Annotated in this window: 16 protein-coding genes; 6 read left to right on the top strand and 10 right to left on the bottom strand. The window is 36.0% G+C overall.

Features of this window, described 5'->3' with window-relative positions; translation table 11 throughout:
- The first annotated feature begins 78 nt into the window (after positions 1-78).
- Complete coding sequence (locus ACJJVT_RS01905; RefSeq protein ID WP_405395989.1) at positions 79-2,271, top strand: transferrin receptor-like dimerization domain-containing protein; 2,193 nt, start codon at positions 79-81, stop codon at positions 2,269-2,271.
- 5 nt (positions 2,272-2,276) lie between these two features.
- Positions 2,277-2,495, top strand: coding sequence for a putative signal transducing protein (locus ACJJVT_RS01900; RefSeq protein WP_405395988.1), 219 nt, complete (start codon positions 2,277-2,279; stop codon positions 2,493-2,495).
- A 56-nt stretch (positions 2,496-2,551) separates the two neighbouring features.
- Here ACJJVT_RS01900 and ACJJVT_RS01895 read toward each other — a convergent pair whose 3' ends face one another.
- Positions 2,552-3,490, bottom strand: a complete 939-nt coding sequence (locus ACJJVT_RS01895) for a DUF1080 domain-containing protein (protein WP_405395986.1) — start codon at positions 3,488-3,490, stop codon at positions 2,552-2,554.
- 358 nt (positions 3,491-3,848) lie between these two features.
- On the opposite strand from ACJJVT_RS01895, the gene ACJJVT_RS01890 reads away from it, so the two are divergent.
- Positions 3,849-7,244: a HEAT repeat domain-containing protein gene (locus ACJJVT_RS01890; protein WP_405395984.1), complete on the top strand. Its 3,396-nt coding sequence runs from the start codon at positions 3,849-3,851 to the stop codon at positions 7,242-7,244.
- A gap of 31 nt (positions 7,245-7,275) precedes the next feature.
- On the opposite strand, the gene ACJJVT_RS01885 is transcribed toward ACJJVT_RS01890, so the two are convergent.
- Together ACJJVT_RS01885 and mnmA are read right to left on the bottom strand one after the other, a co-directional pair.
- Complete coding sequence (locus ACJJVT_RS01885; RefSeq protein WP_405395982.1) at positions 7,276-8,217, bottom strand: NAD(P)H-dependent flavin oxidoreductase; 942 nt, start codon at positions 8,215-8,217, stop codon at positions 7,276-7,278.
- Positions 8,218-8,374: 157 nt separating this feature from the next.
- Entirely contained in the window at positions 8,375-9,565 is a 1,191-nt protein-coding gene (gene mnmA, locus ACJJVT_RS01880) for a tRNA 2-thiouridine(34) synthase MnmA (protein ID WP_405395981.1), read from the bottom strand.
- A 304-nt stretch (positions 9,566-9,869) separates the two neighbouring features.
- On the opposite strand from mnmA, the gene ACJJVT_RS01875 reads away from it, so the two are divergent.
- On the top strand, positions 9,870-11,900 hold the full coding sequence (locus ACJJVT_RS01875) for a fasciclin domain-containing protein (protein WP_405395979.1): 2,031 nt from the start codon (positions 9,870-9,872) through the stop codon (positions 11,898-11,900).
- 250 nt (positions 11,901-12,150) lie between these two features.
- Here the strand turns inward: ACJJVT_RS01875 and yidC are convergent, their stop codons facing one another.
- The 3 genes from yidC to ACJJVT_RS01860 form a co-directional block, all read right to left on the bottom strand.
- Complete coding sequence (gene yidC / locus ACJJVT_RS01870; RefSeq protein ID WP_405395977.1) at positions 12,151-14,004, bottom strand: membrane protein insertase YidC; 1,854 nt, start codon at positions 14,002-14,004, stop codon at positions 12,151-12,153.
- A 69-nt stretch (positions 14,005-14,073) separates the two neighbouring features.
- A complete protein-coding gene (locus ACJJVT_RS01865) occupies positions 14,074-15,711 on the bottom strand; it encodes a CTP synthase (RefSeq protein ID WP_405395975.1) in 1,638 nt (545 codons plus the stop codon).
- Between the two features lie 50 nt (positions 15,712-15,761).
- Positions 15,762-16,004, bottom strand: coding sequence for a DUF3820 family protein (locus tag ACJJVT_RS01860; protein ID WP_405395974.1), 243 nt, complete (start codon positions 16,002-16,004; stop codon positions 15,762-15,764).
- Between the two features lie 60 nt (positions 16,005-16,064).
- On the opposite strand from ACJJVT_RS01860, the gene ACJJVT_RS01855 reads away from it, so the two are divergent.
- A complete protein-coding gene (locus ACJJVT_RS01855; RefSeq protein WP_405395972.1) occupies positions 16,065-16,934 on the top strand; it encodes a hydroxypyruvate isomerase family protein in 870 nt (289 codons plus the stop codon).
- 362 nt (positions 16,935-17,296) lie between these two features.
- On the opposite strand, the gene ACJJVT_RS01850 is transcribed toward ACJJVT_RS01855, so the two are convergent.
- The 4 genes from ACJJVT_RS01850 to guaA are packed head-to-tail and all read right to left on the bottom strand — an operon-like array spanning position 17,297 to position 21,976.
- Positions 17,297-17,833 carry a DUF922 domain-containing protein gene (locus ACJJVT_RS01850; protein ID WP_405395970.1) on the bottom strand — a complete coding sequence of 179 codons (537 nt, stop codon included), beginning with the start codon at positions 17,831-17,833 and terminating at the stop codon, positions 17,297-17,299.
- Positions 17,821-18,225 (bottom strand): OsmC family protein, encoded by a 405-nt coding sequence (locus ACJJVT_RS01845; protein WP_324025806.1) that lies wholly within the window; start codon positions 18,223-18,225, stop codon positions 17,821-17,823. The genes ACJJVT_RS01850 and ACJJVT_RS01845 overlap by 13 nt, the downstream gene beginning before the upstream one ends.
- Positions 18,226-20,442: a LysM peptidoglycan-binding domain-containing protein gene (locus ACJJVT_RS01840; RefSeq protein WP_405395968.1), complete on the bottom strand. Its 2,217-nt coding sequence runs from the start codon at positions 20,440-20,442 to the stop codon at positions 18,226-18,228.
- Between the two features lies 1 nt (position 20,443).
- Positions 20,444-21,976 (bottom strand): glutamine-hydrolyzing GMP synthase, encoded by a 1,533-nt coding sequence (gene guaA, locus ACJJVT_RS01835; protein WP_405395966.1) that lies wholly within the window; start codon positions 21,974-21,976, stop codon positions 20,444-20,446.
- Between the two features lie 74 nt (positions 21,977-22,050).
- Here guaA and ACJJVT_RS01830 point away from each other — a divergent pair, with 74 nt between their 5' ends.
- The gene (locus tag ACJJVT_RS01830) at positions 22,051-22,776 is read left to right on the top strand and encodes an SIMPL domain-containing protein (RefSeq protein WP_282051152.1); all 726 of its coding nucleotides are present in this window, start codon (positions 22,051-22,053) and stop codon (positions 22,774-22,776) included.
- Positions 22,777-22,966 lie beyond the last annotated feature (190 nt).

The raw sequence follows: 22,966 nt of genomic DNA, 5'->3' as shown, positions 1-22,966 counted from the left end.
AACTAGAGTTTATAACAAACTACTAATTGTTACTCCCTTTTATCTAAACTAATTAAACCTCAACAACTATACTTTATTATGAAACAATTAATCACCATCCTCTTTCTTCTGTTAGTCCTCAACGGATATTCACAAAATTCAATTATCGGATTTTCTTCCGAGAACACAAACAAACAACTGCAACTCGAAAAAAGTTTTGAAGAAAAATTAAATGCAACAAATCTTGATGAATGGATGCAAAAAATGGCTGCCGAGCCTCATTGGGTAGGTACAGAGTTCGGAGAAAAAAATGCAAAATGGATCAAAAGTCAATTCGAGTCTTGGGGTTACGATACCAAAATAGAGACCTATCAAATTTTATTTCCTTATCCGACAGAAAGGGTGTTAGAATTAACCGGTCCTACTCAATACAAGGCAAAATTAACAGCTGTACCAGTAGAAGGTGATCCTTTTACCGCACAAGGTGATGCCTTGTTACCAAGCTACAATGCTTTCTCTACCGATGGTGATGTTGAAGCAGAATTAGTTTTTGTTAATTACGGAATTCCGAAAGATTACGAAGAATTAGAAAAACTTGGCATCAGTGTAAAAGGCAAAATTGTGATTGCCAAATACCAAGGTTCTTGGCGTGGTATTAAACCTAAATTAGCTGCCGAAAAAGGAGCTATCGGTTGTATTATTTATTCTGACCCAGAAGATGATGGTTACGGCCAAGGAGATGTCTACCCAAAAGGTGCGTACAAGAATAAAACCGGAGTACAACGTGGTTCGGTGATGGATATGCCTACATACCCAGGGGATGTATTGACTCCCGGTTACGCAGCTACAAAAGATGCTAAAAGACTAGATAGAAAAAATGCACCTACTATTACAAAAATTCCTGTTTTACCAATTTCATACGAAGATGCACTTCCGCTTTTATCTGCCTTAGATGGTACCGTTGCGCCAGAATCATGGCGAGGTGGATTACCAATAACTTATCATATAGGACCAGGACCAGCCAAGGTTCGTTTAAAACTTACATTCGATTGGAAACTCGTACCTGCTCATAACGTTATTGCTACCTTAAAAGGAACGGAATTCCCTGATCAGTGGGTTATGCGTGGTAATCACCATGATGCATGGGTTCATGGTGCCAATGATCCAATTAGTGGTTTGGTCGCCCTTATGGAAGAAGCTCGCGCTATTGGTGAACTTGCTAAAAAAGGACAAAAGCCAAAACGTACCTTGGTATTCTGCGCATGGGATGCCGAAGAACCAGGATTAATCGGTTCTACAGAATGGGTTGAAGATCATAAAAAAGAACTACAAGAAAAGGTAGTTGCGTATATTAATACTGATGGTAATGGTCGCGGATTCTTAGGCGCCGGCGGATCTCATTCTCTACAGGCTATGGTTAGCGAGGTAGCGGGTACCGTTGTTGACCCACAAACGAATGTATCGGTTAAAGACCGTAGAATTGCAGCAAATATGGTTAACAGTGGTGAAGACTCTTTTAATCTATATGCATTAGGCTCTGGTTCTGATTACACTCCGTTTATTCAACATGCTGGTATTGCAGCTTTAAACCTTGGTTTTGGTGGGGAAAATGGCGGCGGAGAATATCATACTATTTACGATACATATCCACATTACAAAAGATTTAAAGATCCAGAGTTTGCCTATGGTGTTGCTTTGGCGAATACTGCAGGTCTAATTACCCTACGTTTAGCAAATGCAGATGTTATTCCGTTGAACTTCTCGCAGTGGCATTCGACTATTTCAAATTACTTGACTGAAATTATCGATGAAACAGAAAGTATGAGAAAAGAGGTTTTGAAACATAATAAGATTATTTCTCTAAACTCATATGCATTAGCGGCAGATCCAACCAAAAAAGTTAAAACGCCTACCAAAAAAGAACTTATACCTTATATTGATTTTTCACCTTTACAAAATGAATTGGTGATATTGAATGAAACTATTACTGAGTATGAAAAAATCAACACATCTAGCCTATCTAAAAAATCGCTAAAAGAGCTCAATAAGCGTTTAATGAAAGCGGAACAGATGCTTACATCAGAGAAAGGACTACCTCGTAGACCTTGGTTTAAACATCAAATTTACGCACCAGGTTTTTACACGGGTTACGGCGTAAAAACATTACCAGGAGTCAGGGAAGCAATTGAACAAAAAAATTGGGTAGAAGCACAAGAACAAATTGAAATTTTGACAAACACTTTTAAAAATTTCAATACCTATATTAAAGAAGCAACTAAAAATTTAAATTAATTATTATGGATTCAAACTATATAAAAGTATTCGGTGGTAATAGCATTGCAGCGAAACGCGTAGAACTTGCATTAAAAGAAAATAACATTGAACCTATTCTTAAAGACGAAACCGAATCTGCACGCCTAGCAGGTTTTGGAACTCCTTTGCCTGAGTTGGTCGAAATCTTTGTTAATAAAGATGAAGAAGTTAGAGCCTTGGCTGTAATTACTGAAATCAACTAAAGTGAATAAAAAAAGCCTCCAGAAATGGAGGCTTTTTTTATTCAAATTTTTCAAAATTACCCTTTGCTCAAAGGTGTAATTTCTAACTTTCTAAATTCTACCGGTCCATGGTCGCCTTGTATCATAATCGGACCCGCTTCAGCTTCATTATTATCTAAAGCACCACCGGTCATTGCCTCAATATTCTGATTTGAAATTACAGTCTTTCCGTTAGCTACAATAGTAACTCTTCTTCCAATTAAGGTAATATCATACGTTTGCCACTCCCCTGCTTTCATAGCTGCATTTTCATTCGGTGTAAGTAAACCATAGATTCCTCCAAAATAAATAGATGAAGGCTCTAACCCTATATTATCAGCAATCTGCACTTCGTAACGCCCTCTTAAATACATACCACTATTACTACCCTCTGGATATCTAAATTCTGCATGCAATTTAAAATCGTTGAATTTTTCTTCTGACACCAAATTTACTCCAGGCTTTGCACTTGTAAGTATGCCATCTAAAACTGCCCATTGATTGCCAGGCTTCATCTCCCATCCATTTAAATTCTTGCCATTAAAAAGCTTAACCGTCTTACCTTCTTTCGCATTTTCATAATACGGTAGTTTTGGTGATTTTGTCGCAGTCCAATTATAGGTTTTTCCATCTACATAAATCATAGTTCCTGCTAATCCCTCACCTACAATTTTTCCTTCGAATTCCATATTGGAAGCTCCTGGCTCCCACTGTGTCGGAATTGTAAAAGAAAACAATTCACCATGCTTTTCAATTTCAGCAACTGGTCTTGCGCTACCAAAAGCATAGGTAAATCTACCAATTAACGTATTTGTACCCGAGTGTCTAATTTCTAACCAAGATGGTAATTTTTCTCCTTCTTGATCAATAGTTAAATTCCATTTTCCTTCTAAAGGATGTCCTTCTTGCGCTTGGCTTACATTTATGCTAAAAACTACAAGAAAAAGGAAAACTAGTGTTGTTTTAATAGTATTCATATTGTTTTGGTTTAATAAGTAATCAAATATAGCGGAACTTTTAAATACACTTTCTTAACATTGAATTAAAAGTTGTTCAGTGAACTCATCTTGATTTTTTCTTTAATCTACGAATGATACATTTTGCACCTTAATTTTGTCATTTTTGAGTTCCGTAGCTATGGCTATGTAAATAAAAAATGAGTTCATTACGGCACAAAAGCCATAATTCTCGGTTCCAAACAAAAAGTCAAGATGAGTTCAATTTCAAATTGATAAAACTATACCATATATGGTTAATAATTTAACCATACCTCAATTTCTTAATTGATTATCTACATTATTCGCTACATTTAAGTTTCAATTCAATCAAACAACAATGACATTCTTTAAAAAATTCCTTTCCGGAATTGTATCCTTATTATTCCTAACTGTTTCATGCATAAATAAAAAGCCAGTTGAAATTCCTTTAACTATTCAACAAGACAGTACAGACTTAATTGAAATGGCTAAAATCGCCAGAGAGACGGTACCTGCAAAAGTTGCTGACGGACTAGTATTAAGTTTATGGGCATCAGATTCTTTGGCTCCCGACCCCATTGCAATGGATATTGACGATGATGGCAACATTTACATTACCAGATCTAATAGAAATAAAAACTCAGAATTTGATATTCGTGGTCATAGAGATTGGATGACGGAATCTATTGCTTTAGAATCTGTTGAGGAAAGAAGGGCTTTTCTACACAAAACCTTCGCCCCTGAGCTTAGTAAAGAGAATGAATGGTTCCCTGATTTGAATAATGATAGTATTCACGATTGGCATGATCTTACGGTTGAGCAAGATGAAATTTGGATGTTAGAAGATACCGACAAAGATGGCATTGCCGATGTTTCTACCCAGATCATGAACGATTTTAACGATGAAATCAATGATCAAGCAGGTGCACTTTTAGTTCGAGATAACGATATTTTTGTAGGTATTGGTCCGGGTATGTATCGACTTACCGATACCAATGGCGATAAAATTTTAGATGAAAAAACGAGTATCGCCGATGGTTTTGCTGTGCATATTGGTTTTAGTGGTCATGGTATGTCTGGTGCAATCGAAGGTCCTGATGGTAAAATATATTGGGGAATTGGAGATATAGGTGCAAATATTACTACTGTAGATGGGGAAAATCATAAATACCCGAATGAAGGTATTATTGTAAGAAGTAATCCTGATGGTACCGATTTTGAAGTTTTTGCTCACGGATTAAGAAATACCCACGAATTTGTTTTTGATGCCTACGGAAATATTATTTCCTCCGATAATGACGGCGATCATAAAGGTGAGAGCGAACGATTGGTACATATTGTAGAAGGTTCTGATGCCGGATGGAGAGCTAATTGGCAATATGGAAAATATACAGACCCTAAAAACAATGGTTATAATGTTTGGATGGATGAAAAACTATTCACTCCCCGTTGGGAAGGTCAAGCTGCATACATCATGCCTCCAATTCAAAATTTTCATAACGGACCAACCGGAATGCAATATAACCCTGGTACCGCCCTTGGTAAAAAATGGATGGATAAATTCTTTTTAGTTGAATTTGTAGGCGATCCTAGTAGATCACATATTTGGTCGTTTGATCTAAAACCAAAAGGTGCTTCTTTTGAATTGAACACCGATGAATCTATTTTATCGGGCGTTTTGCCAACAGGAATAGATTTCGGACCCGATGGAGCTTTATACCTTGCCGATTGGGTAAACGGGTGGGGAAGTAAAAATTATGGTAGAGTATGGAAATTAGACGTTAGCGAAGAAACCAATGACCTTGCTGAAGAACGCCTGAAAACCCAACAATTAATGACCCATAATTATGAGGATGAAAAGACTGATAGTTTGGTTAGTTTATTATCATACGGCGATATGAGAATTCGCCAAAAAGCACAGTTCGAACTCGCCAATAGAACTTTTTGGGGCTACAGGGCTTTAGAAAAAGTGATAACAAAAGAAGAAAACCAATTTGCGCGTATTCACGCCATTTGGGGTATTGGACAAATAGCAGCAAATGATACAGATGAAGCTAAACCATTACTTAATTTATTAAGTGATAGTGATCCAGAAATTATAGCTCAAAGTGTAAAAGTATTAGGCGATTTAAAATATGAGAAAGCTGCCGATAGTCTTATTTCACTAACTACTCATGAAAATGACCGTGTAAAATTCTTTGCGGCGCAAGCTTTAGGAAGATTAAAATATGAGAATGCCATTGATCCATTATTGGCGATGATCGAAGCCAATAACGACAAAGATCTATACTTAAGGCATGCAGCTGTATTAGCACTGTCAAGAATTGGCAACCCCGAACCTTTGTTAGCACTTGCCAATAGCGAAAACAAAAGTTTACGTATTGCCGCAGTTTTGGTTTTAAGAAAACTACAAGAGCCTAAAATTTCTATTTTTCTTTCTGATGAAGACGAATATATTGTAACAGAAACTGCTCGTGCCATAAATGATGACCTTTCTATCGAAGCAGCTTTACCGGCATTGGCTTCGATACTGACAAATGAAAAATTCAAATCTGAACCTTTGTTACGTAGAGCAATTAATGCTGCGTTACGTGTTGGTGGCGATGACCAATTAGATATGCTCATTAATTTTGCCAAACGTAGAAATGTCTCTAGCGATTTACGTGGCGAAGCACTTGCTGCTTTGGGTACTTGGAACAATCCTTCTCTTTTAGACCGTGTAGATGGCAGATATAGAGGAGAAATCATTAGAGAAAACAGTCAGTTAGAGAATAAGATTAAAAAGGATATTCCGTCGTTTCTTAAAGAGCGTCAGCCAGAAATTTTAATCGGTATCTCAAAAACTTTGAGCGCAATCGGCATGAACTCTTATAATAATGACCTGTATTATATATTTAAATCTAATAAATCTCCTGAAGTAAGATCTGCTGTACTTAATGCCTTAGGTCAATTAAATTTCGATAAAATGGAGGCTGCAATGTCTATTGGTATGCAAGATAAAAATGAAGAAGTGCGTACTGCTGCTGTAGGTTTATTGGGTCAATTGAATTTACCTAAAGAGAAATTACCCGCTATTATTGATCCTATTTTCAAGAAAGGCTCTGTTTCTGAACAACAAAGAGTGCTAGGTGTTTTAGGTGATTTACCTGATGAAAAAAGTAATGCTATTTTAGCTGCCTTAATTGATAAAGCCAGTAAAGACCAATTAAAACAAGGCATCTTTTTAGATTTAATAGAGTCAGTAAATGCAACTGAAAATACCGCTCTAATTGCTAAACTAGATAAGCTTAAAAAATCTGGCTACTCTGCTGATTCTTTTCAAGAAACCCTTTATGGTGGTAGATGGTGGACTGGCAGATCCGTTTTCAATAACAACCCAACAGCACAGTGTGTTCGTTGTCATGCAGTAAATGGCTCAGGTGGTGAAGTGGGACCGGCTTTAGACAACATCGGTAATATCTTAAGTAGAGAACAATTGCTAGAGGCATTGATAGAACCTAGTTTAAGACTAGCACCTGGTTATGGTACTGTGACCATTACATTAAAAGACGGACAAAAAGTGCAAGGTGTTTTAATTGAAGAAAACAATGACCACTTATTATTAAGAACATCTGAAGCCGAGCCATTAGAAATTCCTTTAAAAAGAATTGCAAGAAGAGAAAACTCAATGTCTGCTATGCCAGCAATGGGTCGTATGATTTCTAGAAGAGAACTTCGAGATCTTGTCGAATACCTTTCGACTTTAAAAGGGTAATAAAATAGTAAATGAACTATAGAGTTTTATATCATAAAGAGGAAAGTTCAGCTTTCCTCTCTTGAAACTCACTCATCAGCTCCTTAACAATTTCGGCAGCGGGTTTTATGTCGTGTATTAAAGCAGATACTTGACCTATTTCTAGTTCGCCATCTTCTAAGTCGCCTAAGAACATGCCTTTTTTGGCACGACCTCTGCCTAAGAGCGTTTTCAACTCTTCAGTAGTTGCTCCGTCAGCGTATGCTTTTTGGACTTCGTTATAGAATTTGTTTTTCACTAAACGAACGGGTGCCAATTCTTTTAATGTCAAATTAGTATCACCTTCTTTGGCATTTACCACAACTTCCTTAAAGTTAATATGATTTGATGCTTCTTCACTTGCTACAAATCGACTACCTACTTGAACTCCGTCAGCACCTAAAACCATGGCAGCCAACATTGCGCTACCTGTTGCTATGCCTCCCGCCGCAATCAAAGGAATAGTTATTTTTTCTTTCACTGCAGGTATCAACACTAAAGTTGTTGTTTCATCACGCCCATTATGGCCGCCTGCTTCAAAGCCTTCTGCAACAATAGCATCTACTGCGGCATCCTGTGCTTTCAATGCGAACTTTAAACTACTTACTACATGTACCACAGTAATTCCTTTTTCTTTTAGAAAGGATGTCCATGTATTCGGATTTCCTGCAGATGTAAATACAATTTTCACATCCTCCTCAATAATAATATCCATCAACTTATCTATATCAGGATATAACATAGGTACATTAACCGCGAAAGGTTTCGAAGTCGCTTTCTTGCATTTTTGAATATGCTCGCGTAAAACATCAGGATACATGCTACCGGAACCAATAACTCCTAAACCTCCAGCATTTGATACAGCACTAGCTAATCGCCATCCGCTGGTCCAAATCATTCCTCCTTGAATAATAGGGAATTCTATCTTGAAAAGTTCAGTGATTCTATTTTGCATGAATGAAGTAATTTACCTCTGAGTAATCACCCAAAGCTTTGTGTTGAAAATTCAATTTAGAATTCGACGCAAGCATCGAACGACTTAAATCTCGATTATCGAGTAAAAAGTTATATTTTAAAGATACTATTTAGTACCTTAAAATGTAACCCTCTAATTAAGAAATTACACCCGACCCTATAAGGTCTTCTTCAATATACCATGCTACAAATTGACCTTCGGTAATTGCAGATTGCATTTCTTTAAAATCAACATACATACCACCTTCTACTCTATAAATAGTAGCTTCTTGCAGTTCTTGACGGTATCTAATACGTGCTTTTACTTCTAATTTTTCATCAATCTTCAAAGCCAAATCTGTACGCACCCAATGTATTTCTTCGTCTTTTACAAATAAAGTTCTTCTATATAAACCAGGGTGTGCTTTGCCTTGACCTGTGTAAATAACATTTTCATTAACATCTGTATCTATGACAAATAACGGTTCTTTTGTTCCACCCACATGCAACCCTTTACGCTGCCCTTTTGTAAAATAATGCGCACCTTGATGTTCACCCACAATTTTACCATCAGTTAAATGATAGACCGGTTTTTCTGCATAAAATTCTAATTCAGCGTTTTTATCTGAAAACGATGGTATAGCTCTTTCGTAACTACCAAAAGCTGCAGGAACCTCAACAATTTTACCCGTTTTAGGTTTTAGTTGTTGTTGTAAAAACTCTGGCAATCTAACCTTACCTATAAAGCATAACCCTTGTGAATCTTTTTTATCTGCTGTAATCAAATCCATTTTTTTGGCAATCTCCCTTACCTCAGGCTTAGTCAACTCCCCTATTGGAAATAATGTTTTTGATAATTGCTCTTGCGATAACTGGCATAAGAAATAAGATTGGTCTTTATTACCATCTTTTCCTGCCAATAATTGATATGTCTCAGAACCATCACTATTCTGTAAAGTTCCTTTTCTACAATAATGTCCGGTTGCAACATAGTCAGCACCCAACTGCATGGCAATTTTCATAAAGACATCAAACTTGATTTCTCTATTACACAACACATCAGGATTTGGAGTACGCCCCATTTCATATTCCCTAAACATATAATCTACTATACGCTCTTTATACTCCGCACTTAAATCAACAGTTTGAAACGGAATACCCAGTTTCTCAGCTACAATTAATGCATCGTTGCTATCTTCTAACCACGGACACTCTTCTGATATCGTTACCGAATCATCATGCCAATTCTTCATGAACAAACCTATAACATCATAACCCTGTTCTTTTAACAGGTATGCTGCCACGCTTGAATCTACTCCTCCAGAAAGTCCTATTACTACTTTTTTCATCTCTTCTTCTTGGTCGGTACAAAATTACAAAATTTCAATTCAAAGCGTATTTTTTTCAAACTATCTAATTGGCTTTTCTTAACGACGTAAAATCAGGATACAAGGTCATTTTCATGAAATCACTTAAAATCATTTATTTTTTTGAGTTAAAAATATTTTGTTAAACTTTTTTAAAAATTAGTTAAACAATATATAACTATTGTATTTTTAGCATTGTACATGATTTATTATCATAAATGGATTTTATCATATTTAATGTTAAACATCCTTCATATTTAATTAAACAATCCTTAAAAACACTGTTATGAAAAAAATGCTAAGCTTACGAAATTTTTTACTGCTACTAGTTGCTGTCACGCTAACTTATTCGTGTAGTGACGACGATGACGGAGACATAGTTTTAACGAATGAATTGAACATAGTTGAAACTGCTCAAGCTGAAGACGAACTCTCTTCTTTAGTTTCTGCTCTTACCACTGCCGATAATTCTGAAGGAACAGATTTAGTAGGCACATTAAGCTCTGACGGACCCTTTACCGTTTTCGCACCCACAAATGATGCTTTTACTGCATTATTAAACCAATTAGATGATTTTGAATCACTAGCTGACTTTGACACAGATGAAGAACGTGCCATTTTAACATCTATCTTAACTTATCATGTTGTTGCAGGTGTAGCCGCAAGCTCTTCAGATTTAACTAACGGCATGACGGTTACTACAGTACAAGGAGAAGATTTAACCGTTAATATAGATGGTGATGTATTTATTGATGATGCTACCGAGGTTGATGCTCAAGTGGTCATTGCAGATGTAGCAGCGAGTAATGGTATTGTTCATGTTATAGATAAAGTCTTATTGCCACAAGCTATTATTGATGCATTGAACGGAGAAGACATGCCTGAAGAAAATGTCTCTTTGGTTGATATAGTAGTTGCTACAGAACCATTATCTCTTTTAGAAGCAGCAGTTATCAAAGCCGATTTGGTCGCTACTTTAAGTTCTGACGGACCATTTACCGTTTTTGCCCCTACAGATGATGCGTTTGTTGCATTGTTAGATGTATTAGGTAACAATTATAATAGTCTAGATGATTTTGATACAGACGAAGAAATTGCCTTATTAAAGAATATCTTATTATTTCACGTTATTGCCGCCGAAGTAAAATCTACAGATTTAGCTGTCGGACAAGTTGGTACTGCACTTGAAAACAACAGTGTCGAAATTATTGCTTCTGGCGATACATTTGTAATTGGCGATGCATCTGATACAGATGCAAATATTACCGGTGTCGACATTATGGCTTCTAACGGTGTAGCACATACTATCGATAAAGTTTTACTACCACAAGCAGCAATCGACTTTGTCGTAAGCTTACAATTAAAAACTATTGTTGACACAGCGGTTGCAACTGATGATTTAAGCTTATTAGTAGATGCTTTAGTTCAAGCTGATGCAGGTTTAGTAGAAACTTTAAATAGCACAGGTCCTTTTACAGTTTTCGCACCTACAAATGCTGCTTTTGCAGCACTATTAGATACATTGGGTGATGATTTTAATAGTCTTGCCGATTTTGATACAGATGAAGAAAAGTTACTTTTAACAAAAGTTCTTACTTATCATGTGGTTGCTGGTGCGGCTGCTTTTTCAACTGATTTGAGCAACGATCAAGCTATAGAAACTGTTCAAGGTGAAAATATTACTGTAATTTTAACTGATAACGGAGTTGAAATTATGGATTCTACAGAAACAAACGCTAACGTTACTTTGGCAGATGTGGCAGCCACAAACGGTGTTGTTCATGTTATCGACAAAGTAATTTTACCTCAAGAAGTTTTAGATATGCTCGCAGCAATGAGTTTGAAAACTATCGTTGAAATTGCTGTTGAGACAGATGATTTAAGTTTATTGGTCGATGCACTTGGACAAGCGGATGCTGGACTGGTTGAAACGTTAAGCGGCGACGGACCTTTTACAGTTTTTGCACCAACGAACGATGCTTTTGTCGCTTTATTAAATTCTTTAGGTGAGGATTATAATAGTCTTGCGGATTTTGATACAGAAGCTGAGAAGAGTTTATTGGTTACCATACTTACATATCATGTAGTAGCTGGTACCGCTGCTTTCTCTACTGATTTAAGTAACGGACAAACTATTGAAAGTTTTCAAGGCGAGAATGTTGGCATTAATATTAAAGAGGACGGTACAGTACATGTAGAAGACGCCACCGATGAAAATGCAACTGTGGTTATTGCAGATGTAGAGGCTAGTAACGGAGTGGTTCATGTTATAAACAAGGTTCTTTTACCGCAGGCAGCACTTGATGCATTACACTAAAATCAGTTTAAACAATAAAAAGATAAAACCTTCCTACTATTAGGAAGGTTTTTTTATGCCTTGAAATTGCTTACATCATTATACACTCGTTTAACATACAATTTGCCACCCTTGACAACTAACTTTTTATAGAACCTTAAATTAATTACATCTTTGACATCCCAAATCTTACCAAACCAAGCCTTAACCAATGGCAAAAGCCCTTTCAATTATGAAAGGGCTTTTTATTTTATATAACAATAAGAAATGTTTAATTTTTCTTCTGCGCTTCTGCTTGTTCCATCATTTCACGCATTTTCTTTTGGAACTTGTTTTCCTTCTTAGGTTTCTTCTTATTCTCTTGTATCTGGGCATGAATTTTATCATTATCGAGAATAACATTCTTAATGACCAGCATGATACCTATAGTAATGGTATTAGAAACAAAGTAATACAAACTCAATCCACTCGCATAGTTATTGAAGAATATCAACATCATGAAAGGCATTAGGTACATGATAAACTTCATGTTCGGCATACCTGGTTGTGTCGGCATGTTCTGACCTGTTGTCATCATCATGTAAAAGAATATAGCGATAGATGCTAATATTGGAAACAAACTTACGTGATCACCATAGAAAGGAATAGAGAATCCTTCTGGGAACTGATAAACCGTATCAAAAGAAGAAAGGTCATCTGCCCATAAGAATGATTTCTGACGTAATGCGAACGATGTTGGGAAAAACATGAAAAGTGCATAGAAAATAGGCATTTGTATAACCGCGGGTATACAACCACTCATGGGGCTTACCCCAGCCTTACCATACAGTTTCATGGTTTCTTGCTGCTTTTTCATAGCATTGTCTTTGTACTTCTCCCCTAGCTCTGTGATTTCAGGTTTTAATACCTTCATCTTCGCTTGAGATAAATACGACTTATACGTTACAGGTGACATTGCCAAACGAACTAATATTGTCATAATTATAATCGCTATACCGTAAGGAAAATAACTACTAATCAATCCGTAAAAAGGTGTAAACACATAACGGTTGATCCAACCGAAAATACCCCATCCAAAAGGAATAGAATCTACCAGACCTAAATCTTCATATTTAGATAAAGTATCAACATCTGTAGGACCAAAATACCAGTGCAAATCTTTAGATATTTCTCCGCCTTCCAATTCTACTGGTAAAGCAGATGCATATTCTTTAGTAAAACCAAAAGTTCTACTTTCCTCTTCTACTAAATTAACAGAAGTAAGATCACCACCTTTAAAAGGCTCATCTGCTGCTAGAATACTGCTAAAAAAGTGCTGTCTGTATGAAATCCACTTTATATCTTCTTCAGTTTCCTCGTCGTCACTTCCTTCAGAAAGCTTACTTATTTTACCATCTTCATGATTATAAGTTAAACGCGTATACCTGTTCTCGTACTCTATACTTTTTGAGTGGCGTATCCCTTTTAATTTCCAATCTAAGGTTACTGGTTTACTTGTGCTAATAACATTATCCAAACCTTTTGACTTGATGGTGAAATCTACCAAATAATCGTTCGGTTTAATAACATATCTATATTCAAGATATTGATTGTTAGATGTCTTTGCTTTCAATGATAATACCTTATTACCATTATTTTCTGTCATTGTAGGCTCAAAATATAAATCTTGAGTATTTAAAACTCTATTATCAGATGTAGAGAAATCTAAACCAAAAGAGGCATTACCATCTTTTACCAAATACACTGGTACAGAATCATAAGTAACGAATTGTTTCATTTTCGCCTCTACTATCTGTCCACCTTTATTGCTGATTCTTAAAAAGAGAACATCATTCTCTAATGTAGTAATATCATTAGAAGGTTTTGTAAAACCAAATGCGCCAAGTTTACCTTGGTAATTGGCAACTGCAGTTGAATCTTGTAGATCTAACTGAGGTACATCATTAATAACAGTTTCTGTTTCTGAATTTTCTGATGCCTTCGCAGCCTCTACTTGTTCTTGCTTTGCCTTTTCTGCCTCTAACTCTTCTGGAGTTGGTTGATTTTGGTAAAACATGAAGATCAGTATTCCAAAAATAAGCACGAAGCCAATTATGGATTGTACATCAAATTTCTTTTCTTCCATGTGGTATTTCTAATTAATTGGGAATATTTTGAATTTTTAAGAAAGCAAATATATGTCCAAATATGGTGTTTATGCCAATGTGGCATTAGTTTGTGACTTTTTGTGCTCTAAAGCCGCCTTAACGAAGCCTACAAATAATGGATGCGGATTAGCTACAGTACTCTTATACTCTGGGTGATACTGCACGCCAATAAACCAAGGATGGTCTTTTGCCTCTACAATCTCAACCAAATTAGTCTCTTTATTAAAACCTGTTGCCATAAGACCTGCATTCTCTAATTGCTCTAAATATGCATTGTTAAATTCATACCTATGACGATGACGTTCAGATATTTGAGAAGCACCGTTGTACATTTCTTTAACCAAACTACCATCTTTCAAATCACAGTCCCAAGCACCTAAACGCATAGTACCTCCTTTATCGGTTATGGTCTTTTGTTCTTCCATAATGCTAATTACAGGATCAGGCGTGTTTTCATCCATCTCTGTAGAATTTGCATTTGTAAGTCCTAACACATCACGCGAATATTCAATAACCGCCATTTGCATACCTAGACAGATACCCAAAAACGGAATTTTATTAACTCTTGCGTATTCAACAGCTTTCACTTTACCTTCAATACCACGCTCACCGAAACCTGGTGCTACCAAAATAGCATCCAATCCTTTTAATTTACTTTCGTAGTTAGCAGCTGTAATATATTCTGAATGAACAGATTTTACATTTACTTTCACTTCGTTCGCAGCACCGGCATGTATAAATGACTCTAAAATAGATTTATAAGAATCTTGTAATTCTACATATTTACCTACTAAGCCAATAGTTACTTCATTTTTTGGGTTCTTATGTCTTTCCAAAAACTCGTTCCAACGACCTAAGTCTGGCGCTACATTATTTGGCAATGCCAATTTCTGTAAGGTTACCGTATCTAAACCTTCTTCTTGCATTAATAACGGTACATCGTAAATAGTAGATGCATCAATACTTTGTATAACCGCTTCGCGCTTTACGTTACAGAAAAGGGCTAGTTTATCTTTTATATCGTTAGAAATCTCATGTTCTGTTCTACATACCAAAATATCGGCTTTTATACCGCTTTCCATCAATGTTTTTACAGAGTGTTGTGTAGGTTTTGTCTTTAATTCACCTGCAGCAGACAAATAAGGTACTAGTGTTAAATGAATAACAATAGCATTGTTATCACCAAGTTCCCAAAGAAGTTGACGAACTGCTTCTATATATGGTAAAGATTCAATATCACCTACCGTACCACCAATTTCAGTAATAACGATATCATATTCACCGCTTTTACCTAAAACCTGAACACGTTCTTTTATTTCGTTTGTAATATGAGGAACTACTTGTACGGTCTTACCTAAAAATTCTCCTCTACGTTCTTTTTCAATAACGCTCTGGTAAATTCTGCCCGTAGTAACATTGTTGGCTTGAGAAGTGCGAACATTTAAAAAACGCTCATAATGACCTAAATCTAGATCTGTTTCTGCACCGTCATCAGTTACATAACACTCGCCATGCTCATAAGGGTTTAAGGTTCCTGGATCTACATTAATGTAAGGATCTAGCTTTTGAATGGTAGTTTTGTAGCCGCGAGATTGCAGTAATTTCGCCAAAGATGCAGCAATGATGCCTTTTCCTAGTGATGAAGTAACGCCTCCCGTAACGAAGATGTATTTGGTTTGTGCCATGTATCGAATTCTATGTTACGGGACACAAAGTTACAAATTGAGGTTAGAACTTAACGGGTTTCTTTAGGAAAATGTTTTTGTATTTTTCGAATTATCGATTCTAAGCCGTTTGTTTTGATTTCTAACATAGAACGCAATAAATCTCCCAATTTACCATCAGGAAATCCTTTTTGATTAAACCATACCAAATATGGCTCTGGTAAATCGATTAGATACCTACCCTTATACTTACCAAATGGCATTCGGTAGTGTGCCAATTCTATTAACTTCTGCTTATCTGGATTAATTTCCATTTTTAAATCTAAAAAAATTATCTTTAAAGAATCAACTACTCAAATTACAATTCAATTAACATGAAAAGAAGAAATTTTATTGGAACCTCAGCAGCTGCCTCTGTCGGATTCTTAACTACTTCAGCAGCAGCGGCAAGCGATAAAAACCTTGAAACTGATGCTAAACTAAAGTACAATATTAACCATAGTGTTTGTTATTGGTGCTATGGAAGCATCCCTTTTGAAGATTTTCTTAAAAATTTAGTGGAATTAGATATTAGATCGATTGATTTAGTTGGACCAGATGAATTCCCTCTTTTAAAGAAATACAATATTCACGCATCCATGTGCTGGGGTGCAGGTATGGGCATAGAAAAAGGCTTTAACGACCTTTCTTTACACGACGAGTTAATTGCCGATTACGAACGCGTAATACCCTTAGTGGCAGAAGCTGGCTATACCAACTTGATCTGTTTTAGCGGAAATAGAAACGGAATGAACGATTTGGTCGGATTAAGAAATTGCGCCCTAGGTCTTAAAAAACTTATGCCTTTGGCTGAAAAGCATGGCGTGGTTCTACAGATGGAACTGCTAAATAGCAAGGTAAATCATAAAGATTATATGTGTGATACTTCTGAATGGGGCGTATCGCTTTGCGATGCTATTGGTTCTGAACATTTTAAACTACTTTATGATATTTACCACATGCAAATTATGGAAGGTGATATCATTAGAAATATTGAAGATTACCACCAATACTACGGACACTACCATACTGGCGGAAACCCAGGTAGACACGAGATAGATGAAACTCAAGAAATTTTCTACCCTGCAGTTATGAAGGCTATTCTAAAAACCGGATATTCGGGACACGTAGCTCAAGAATTCGTACCCAGCTGGGATGATAAAATTGCTGCACTAAAACAAGGCGTTACTATTTGTGATGTGTAATTTAGTGAACTAGTGGTTAGTGAACTAGTGGTTAGTGAACTAGTGGTTAGTGAACTAGTGGTTAGTGAACTAGTGGTTAGTGAACTAGTGGTTAGTGAACTAGTGGTTAGTGAACTAGTGGTTAGTGAACTAGTGGTCGTTCTAAAGTAAAAAACAGCAAGCTGTTTTTTACTTTAGGACCTTTTACATTTTTTGACCAAAAAAAATATAGCTCTTATTTGTATTGAAATTGGCAAGTTAAAAGATGATGAATTATTAATTCAGTCATTGAATTTATTTTTATGAAAAGGCTATAAATAAAGGATAACTAATAGTTCTTATTAAATAATTAAACTCCGATTTAAACCGAATCAACTATTAACTTAGCGTTCGTTTAAAGCTTCCTCTATCTCTATTACCCACCGTTCTTGAACAGGTAAATTTCTTGAGTAGTTGGTTTCTGAATCGTATTTATTTTGAAAGTCGTTCAATTGTCGAATGGTAGCTTTATAAATTTTACGAATCTCTTCTTTTACATTCTTTGTAAATTTTGTCTCTGCCAATTGCTTTCGCAATTTACGTGCATATAGTTCGGTAATATCGAAATGCAATTGCTCATGCAGCAAGGTGACGTCGTTACACAGCTTTGGTTTGTACCATGACTTGGTTGGATAAAAATAGGCAAATACTTTATAATCTACCTGTAGTTCATTATTCTCGTAAAAAGTAGAAAAGCGATATGTTATACCACTTGCCGTGGTTGCCGCTGCTCTTGAAGTTATGGGAGCTGCACCTTTAAAATCACTCCAAGTAAATCTAAAATCAGGTTCCCAAGACACTACTTCTTGACTCTGAACATTAGAAATGGTCAAGAGTGCAAATAGAAAAAATATTAAATGTACCTTTTTTATAAGTCCCAATTATAAGTGATTACTTTCTCAATATCTGGATGCAAACTATAGTGCACAGGGCATGTATTTGCCGTGTGCACCAAAATTTTTCTATTCTTATCTGAAATATCTTTTGGCAAATGAACTTCTACTTCTATTTTAGAAATTCTTCTAGGTGAAGCAGCCATATGTTTGGTAACAGATGCCGTAGTGCCTTTTAAGTCTACCTCTAATCCGTTTGCCTTAATACCCATCATTGTTAACATACAACTTGCCAAACCTGTAGCAACGGTATCTGTCGGTGAAAATGCCTGACCTAAACCATTGTTATCTACTGGTGCATCTGTCACGAAAGAATCATTCGATTTTAAGTGAACACATTCTGTTCTTAACTCTCCGTTGTATGTAACTTTTGACGTCATTTACTCTATTGTTTTAATTCTTAAATCATCTATCATCATAATATAAGATGATTGATTGTAATACCCTGCAACGCCCTTTCTCTGGTAATTAAATTTATTACCACTGTATTCTGTTTCACCAACAAATCTAGAAACATCAATTAAGCTATTGTTATATGCCAGTTTCAACAAAAGATCATAAGTAAGATCAAAACCTCTAACAGCATATCTATCTGGATCATCGCCAAAACGTTTTCTATAACGCTCAACAAACGAATTATTTTTTACCGGACGATTTACTGAAGGATATGTAAATTTCAAATTAGACAAATGTGTATTTGAAATTACATCATTTTCAAAAGCCGAATTCATATCTGTCGTAAACATGCGAACATTAACCTTGTCTTTACCCAATACAGGATCAAACGCGGTATTGTTAAATGAATTCAAAATAGATACAACACTAGCAATCAATTTATAATTATCAGATTCTACAAATACCCAGTTCGATACTTCATCTGAAAGTAGTGTTTGTAATTTATCTCTATTGATACCTATATTCTTTTCTTCTTCTTTTACTACAACCACTTTCGCAGTTGGGAAACGTTTTAGAATCGCTTCTTTCTCCTTTTTATTATCCTCATCTGCGATAATTAATAGTGTTTCATCTTTATGGTTGGCTTCTACATAATCTAACATATGCTTCCACAACACTTCTTCAGCGGTATATGAAAAGAATACGTTGTCTAAACTTAAATCACTTTTTGCTGGTACCGGTGCCACCACAGGAACATTAAATTTCGATGCCTGTACGGCAGTTTCTTTAAGCGACGGCATGTCTAAAGGACCGAAAACGGCACTATACCCGCCTAGTTGTTCTCCTTGTAAAATCTGCTTTGTTTTCGCTAAATCTAACTGATTATCAAAAGTTTTAACATCAATTGATACTCCCAATGATTTCAGCGAGTCAATAGCTATTAAGGCACCAGAATACAGACCTAGACTATATTTCAAGCTATTTCTATTATCGATAATCTTTTCAGTTTCTTCTTTATTACTAAGATCAAGCTTATCTAACCTAAAAGGTAATAAGAACAATACTTTTGGCTTAACACCTACATTTATGCTGTCTAATAAATTTACCTTATCTAACACCAACGCATTTCTAACCTCAAAATCACCAACCTTATCTTTTGGTAGTTTTAAAACCATACCTGCTTTCAATCCGTCTTTTAAATCAGGATTCAAGGCTACCAATTCTGCCCAGGTCATTCCGAATTTTCTAGTTAATCGAAACTCATTTTGCTTTGGTTTAACCTCATAGAAAATATAGTTATCTGTATTGATTTCTCCTGTTTCGATTTTCTGCTCTGGAATACGAATAATCATACCCTCTTTTAATCCGCCACGTTCTGTAATTTCAGGATTTAAGCGAACTATCTCATCTGACTTTACACCAAATTCCTTTTCTAAACGATAGAAATTCATTTTGGCAGGTACCGTATATGAAGTATATAATTGTGTTACTTGATTTTTAACGGTGCTACCTGCAATTTTAGGCATCAACAATTCGTATCCTTCAGACAAATAATTATTAGCCGTAGATAAACCTGGATTCAGCTCTAACATTCTTTCTATGGTAATACCATACTTATGAGCTATACTCCACCTTGTTTCTTTTGCCGCAACAATGTACTTTTCTAAATCGTCTTGATTATCAACTACTTCTTCAACTTTAGGAGCACGGTATTTCGGAATACGTAAGTCCATCTTCTTTTGAAGTGGTGAAGCATACAACTTAGGATTGTATTTTTTTAACTCATCTTCAGTAATATTATACATTTGAGTAATGCCAAAAATTGTTTCCTTTTTCTTGACACGGTGCTCTGTATAACCAATAGGTTCTCTTGCCTTTACCGAATCTTGAACTACCCTAGTATTTACTGTGGTCGTTACCGTACTAGAGGTAGGAGTATTAGAAGTCGGCGCACTTGTTTGCTCAACTATCTTTTTACCCGGTACTACCAATATCGTATTCGATCTCAGCTTCTGACCTTCTTTAATTTCCTTATTATACTGTAATATACTTGCAGGTGAAACTCCGTACATTTTAGAAATGCTTTCTAAAGTTTCTCCTGATCTTACTTGATGGGTATTGAATTTCTGTGCCATTGCCGTGCAAGACACTAATAAACAAAATGACCCAATTAAGTAAATTTGATTAAACATGTATTTCATACTATTCCCATTCTATTGTTGCTGGTGGCTTTGAACTTATATCATATACGACACGATTCACCCCAGGGACTTTATTAATAATATCATTTGATGTTTTTTGTAGAAACTCATATGGCAAATTCACCCAATCGGCTGTCATACCATCTGTACTTTCTACCGCTCTAAGCGCTACACATTTTTCATACGTACGCTCATCACCCATTACACCAACACTATTTACAGGCAGTAACATAGCACCTGCTTGCCATACTTTATCATACAAGTCCCATTTTTTTAATCCGTCGATAAAAATAGCATCTACTTCTTGTAGAATAGCTACTTTCTCGGGAGTGATATCTCCAAGAATACGAATTGCCAAACCAGGACCAGGAAAAGGATGTCTACCCAACAATGCCTTGTCGATACCCAAGCTAGCTCCTACTCTTCTTACCTCATCTTTAAATAACATTTTCAGAGGCTCTACCACTTTCAATTTCATGTAATCTGGCAAACCACCTACATTATGATGACTTTTTATAGTTTGTGACGGACCACCGGTTGCAGATACAGATTCGATAACATCAGGATAAATTGTACCCTGTGCCAACCATTTTGCATTCTCTACCAAATGTGATTCATCATCAAAAACTTCTATAAATACACGACCAATTGTTTTTCTTTTGGTCTCGGGATCACTCTCACCAGCTAAATCATCCAAAAAACGTGCCGAAGCATCTACACCTTTTACATTTAAGCCCATACCTTCGTATTGCTCCAATACATCGCCAAACTCATTCTTTCTTAAAAGTCCGTTATTTACGAATATACAATGAAGGTTTTTGCCTATTGCTTTGTGCAATAAAACTGCGGCAACGGTAGAATCTACTCCGCCAGACAATCCTAAAATCACCTTTTCATCGCCAATCTTCTCCTTTAATTCTGCCACTGTTTTATCCACGAAAGCATCGGGAGTCCAAGTTTGTTCCATTCCGGCAATATTTACCAAAAAGTTCTCCAATACTTGTTTTCCATCCTTTGAGTGATATACTTCTGGGTGAAACTGAATTGCATAGGTCTCTTCCCCTTCAAACTTAAAGGCTGCATTTTCCACATCATGTGTACTTGCCAGTAAGGTTGTATTCTCAGGCAAGTGCTTAATAGTATCTGCATGGCTCATCCATACCTGGCTACCTGCACTTACTTTATCAAAAAATGGTTCGTTCTCCTTTATAAAGCTAAGGTTGGCACGACCATATTCTCTTGTATTAGATTTCTCTACACTACCGCCGTGAAAATGTGCTAAATACTGTGCGCCATAACAAACGCCCAACAATGGTTTTTTACCACGTATTTCAGACAGATCCGGGTGAACGGCATCTTCGCCCCTAACCGATAAAGGAGATCCAGAAAGAATCACCGCTTTATACTCAGAAAGGTCTTTTGGTAGTTTATTATATGGTTTAATTTCAGAGAAAATATTTAGCTCACGTACGCGTCTTCCAATCAATTGGGTGTATTGTGAACCAAAATCTAGTATCAGGACTTTATTTTGCATGGGCAAAAATAGCAAATTGGCGGTTCTTGAAAAGGATCTTTTGTTATATTTAAACTCTATTTTAAATATTTTTCATGAAACACGTTAGTGCATTAATTTTTGGAGTAGCAATTGTTATTGCTGCCTATTTTTTGGGTAACGCATATATACAAAGGGCGAACCCACCTCAAATGATTTCTGTTACCGGTTTAGGCAATGAAAATTTCACTTCTGACTTAATTGTTTGGGAAGGTCAATTTTCTACGAATAGCACCGTATTAAAGACTGCTTTTGATCAATTAAACAGAGATAAAGAGATTGTTCGTCAATATTTAACCTCTAAAGGCATTGATGCAAACAGCATAATTTTTAATAGTGTACAGACTACAGAAATGCGAGATAACCAATATGAAAATGGAAATTACGTTGGTAGTATTTTTAGAGGTTACCAGTTAATTCAAACCTTAAAAATAGAATCTGAAGATGTTGCGTTGATTGAAGGTGTATCTAGAGAAATAACAGAATTATTAAATAAAGGTGTTCAGTTCAACTCTTCGCCGCCTAGATATTATTACACAAAATTAGCCGACCTTAAAATTGAAATGATTTCAAAAGCTACCGAAGATGCTAGAATACGTGCCGAAAAAATAGCTGAAAATGCAGGCAGCAATTTAGGTGATTTGGTTTCTGCCAACATGGGCGTTTTTCAAATTACAGGGCAAAATTCTGGTGAAGATTATAGTTGGGGAGGCGCTTATAACACCTCATCTAAAAATAAAACAGCATCTATTACCATGCGCTTAGAATATAAAGTGAAGTGATAGTACCACTTTGATCAATGTCATTTACTGATCTGGTAAAGAATATATTAAATATAAAAGCCCGGTAATCACCCGGGCTTTTCAATCAACCAATTATCAAACCGAATACTTAAAAAATCTTTTTCATAACAATCTGTATTCAAACAATAAGTCGATACTTATCTTTTCACCTTACATTTATTTTCAAAAA

Source organism: Maribacter sp. Asnod2-G09 (genome assembly GCF_045063795.1).
Lineage (GTDB): Bacteria > Bacteroidota > Bacteroidia > Flavobacteriales > Flavobacteriaceae > Maribacter.
The sequence above is the reverse complement of the archived record's forward strand: the minus strand, read 5'-3'. Positions and strand labels throughout refer to the sequence as shown.

Bases quoted from the DNA above. Each gene is read 5' to 3' on its own strand.
- ACJJVT_RS01905 (WP_405395989.1), top strand. From the start codon at position 79: ATGAAACAATTAATCACCATCCTCTTTCTTCTGTTAGTCCTCAACGGA.
- ACJJVT_RS01900 (WP_405395988.1), top strand. From the start codon at position 2,277: ATGGATTCAAACTATATAAAAGTATTCGGTGGTAATAGCATTGCAGCG.
- ACJJVT_RS01895 (WP_405395986.1), bottom strand. From the start codon at position 3,490: ATGAATACTATTAAAACAACACTAGTTTTCCTTTTTCTTGTAGTTTTT.
- ACJJVT_RS01890 (WP_405395984.1), top strand. From the start codon at position 3,849: ATGACATTCTTTAAAAAATTCCTTTCCGGAATTGTATCCTTATTATTC.
- ACJJVT_RS01885 (WP_405395982.1), bottom strand. From the start codon at position 8,217: ATGCAAAATAGAATCACTGAACTTTTCAAGATAGAATTCCCTATTATT.
- mnmA (WP_405395981.1), bottom strand. From the start codon at position 9,565: ATGAAAAAAGTAGTAATAGGACTTTCTGGAGGAGTAGATTCAAGCGTG.
- ACJJVT_RS01875 (WP_405395979.1), top strand. From the start codon at position 9,870: ATGAAAAAAATGCTAAGCTTACGAAATTTTTTACTGCTACTAGTTGCT.
- yidC (WP_405395977.1), bottom strand. From the start codon at position 14,004: ATGGAAGAAAAGAAATTTGATGTACAATCCATAATTGGCTTCGTGCTT.
- ACJJVT_RS01865 (WP_405395975.1), bottom strand. From the start codon at position 15,711: ATGGCACAAACCAAATACATCTTCGTTACGGGAGGCGTTACTTCATCA.
- ACJJVT_RS01860 (WP_405395974.1), bottom strand. From the start codon at position 16,004: ATGGAAATTAATCCAGATAAGCAGAAGTTAATAGAATTGGCACACTAC.
- ACJJVT_RS01855 (WP_405395972.1), top strand. From the start codon at position 16,065: ATGAAAAGAAGAAATTTTATTGGAACCTCAGCAGCTGCCTCTGTCGGA.
- ACJJVT_RS01845 (WP_324025806.1), bottom strand. From the start codon at position 18,225: ATGACGTCAAAAGTTACATACAACGGAGAGTTAAGAACAGAATGTGTT.
- ACJJVT_RS01840 (WP_405395968.1), bottom strand. From the start codon at position 20,442: ATGAAATACATGTTTAATCAAATTTACTTAATTGGGTCATTTTGTTTA.
- guaA (WP_405395966.1), bottom strand. From the start codon at position 21,976: ATGCAAAATAAAGTCCTGATACTAGATTTTGGTTCACAATACACCCAA.
- ACJJVT_RS01830 (WP_282051152.1), top strand. From the start codon at position 22,051: ATGAAACACGTTAGTGCATTAATTTTTGGAGTAGCAATTGTTATTGCT.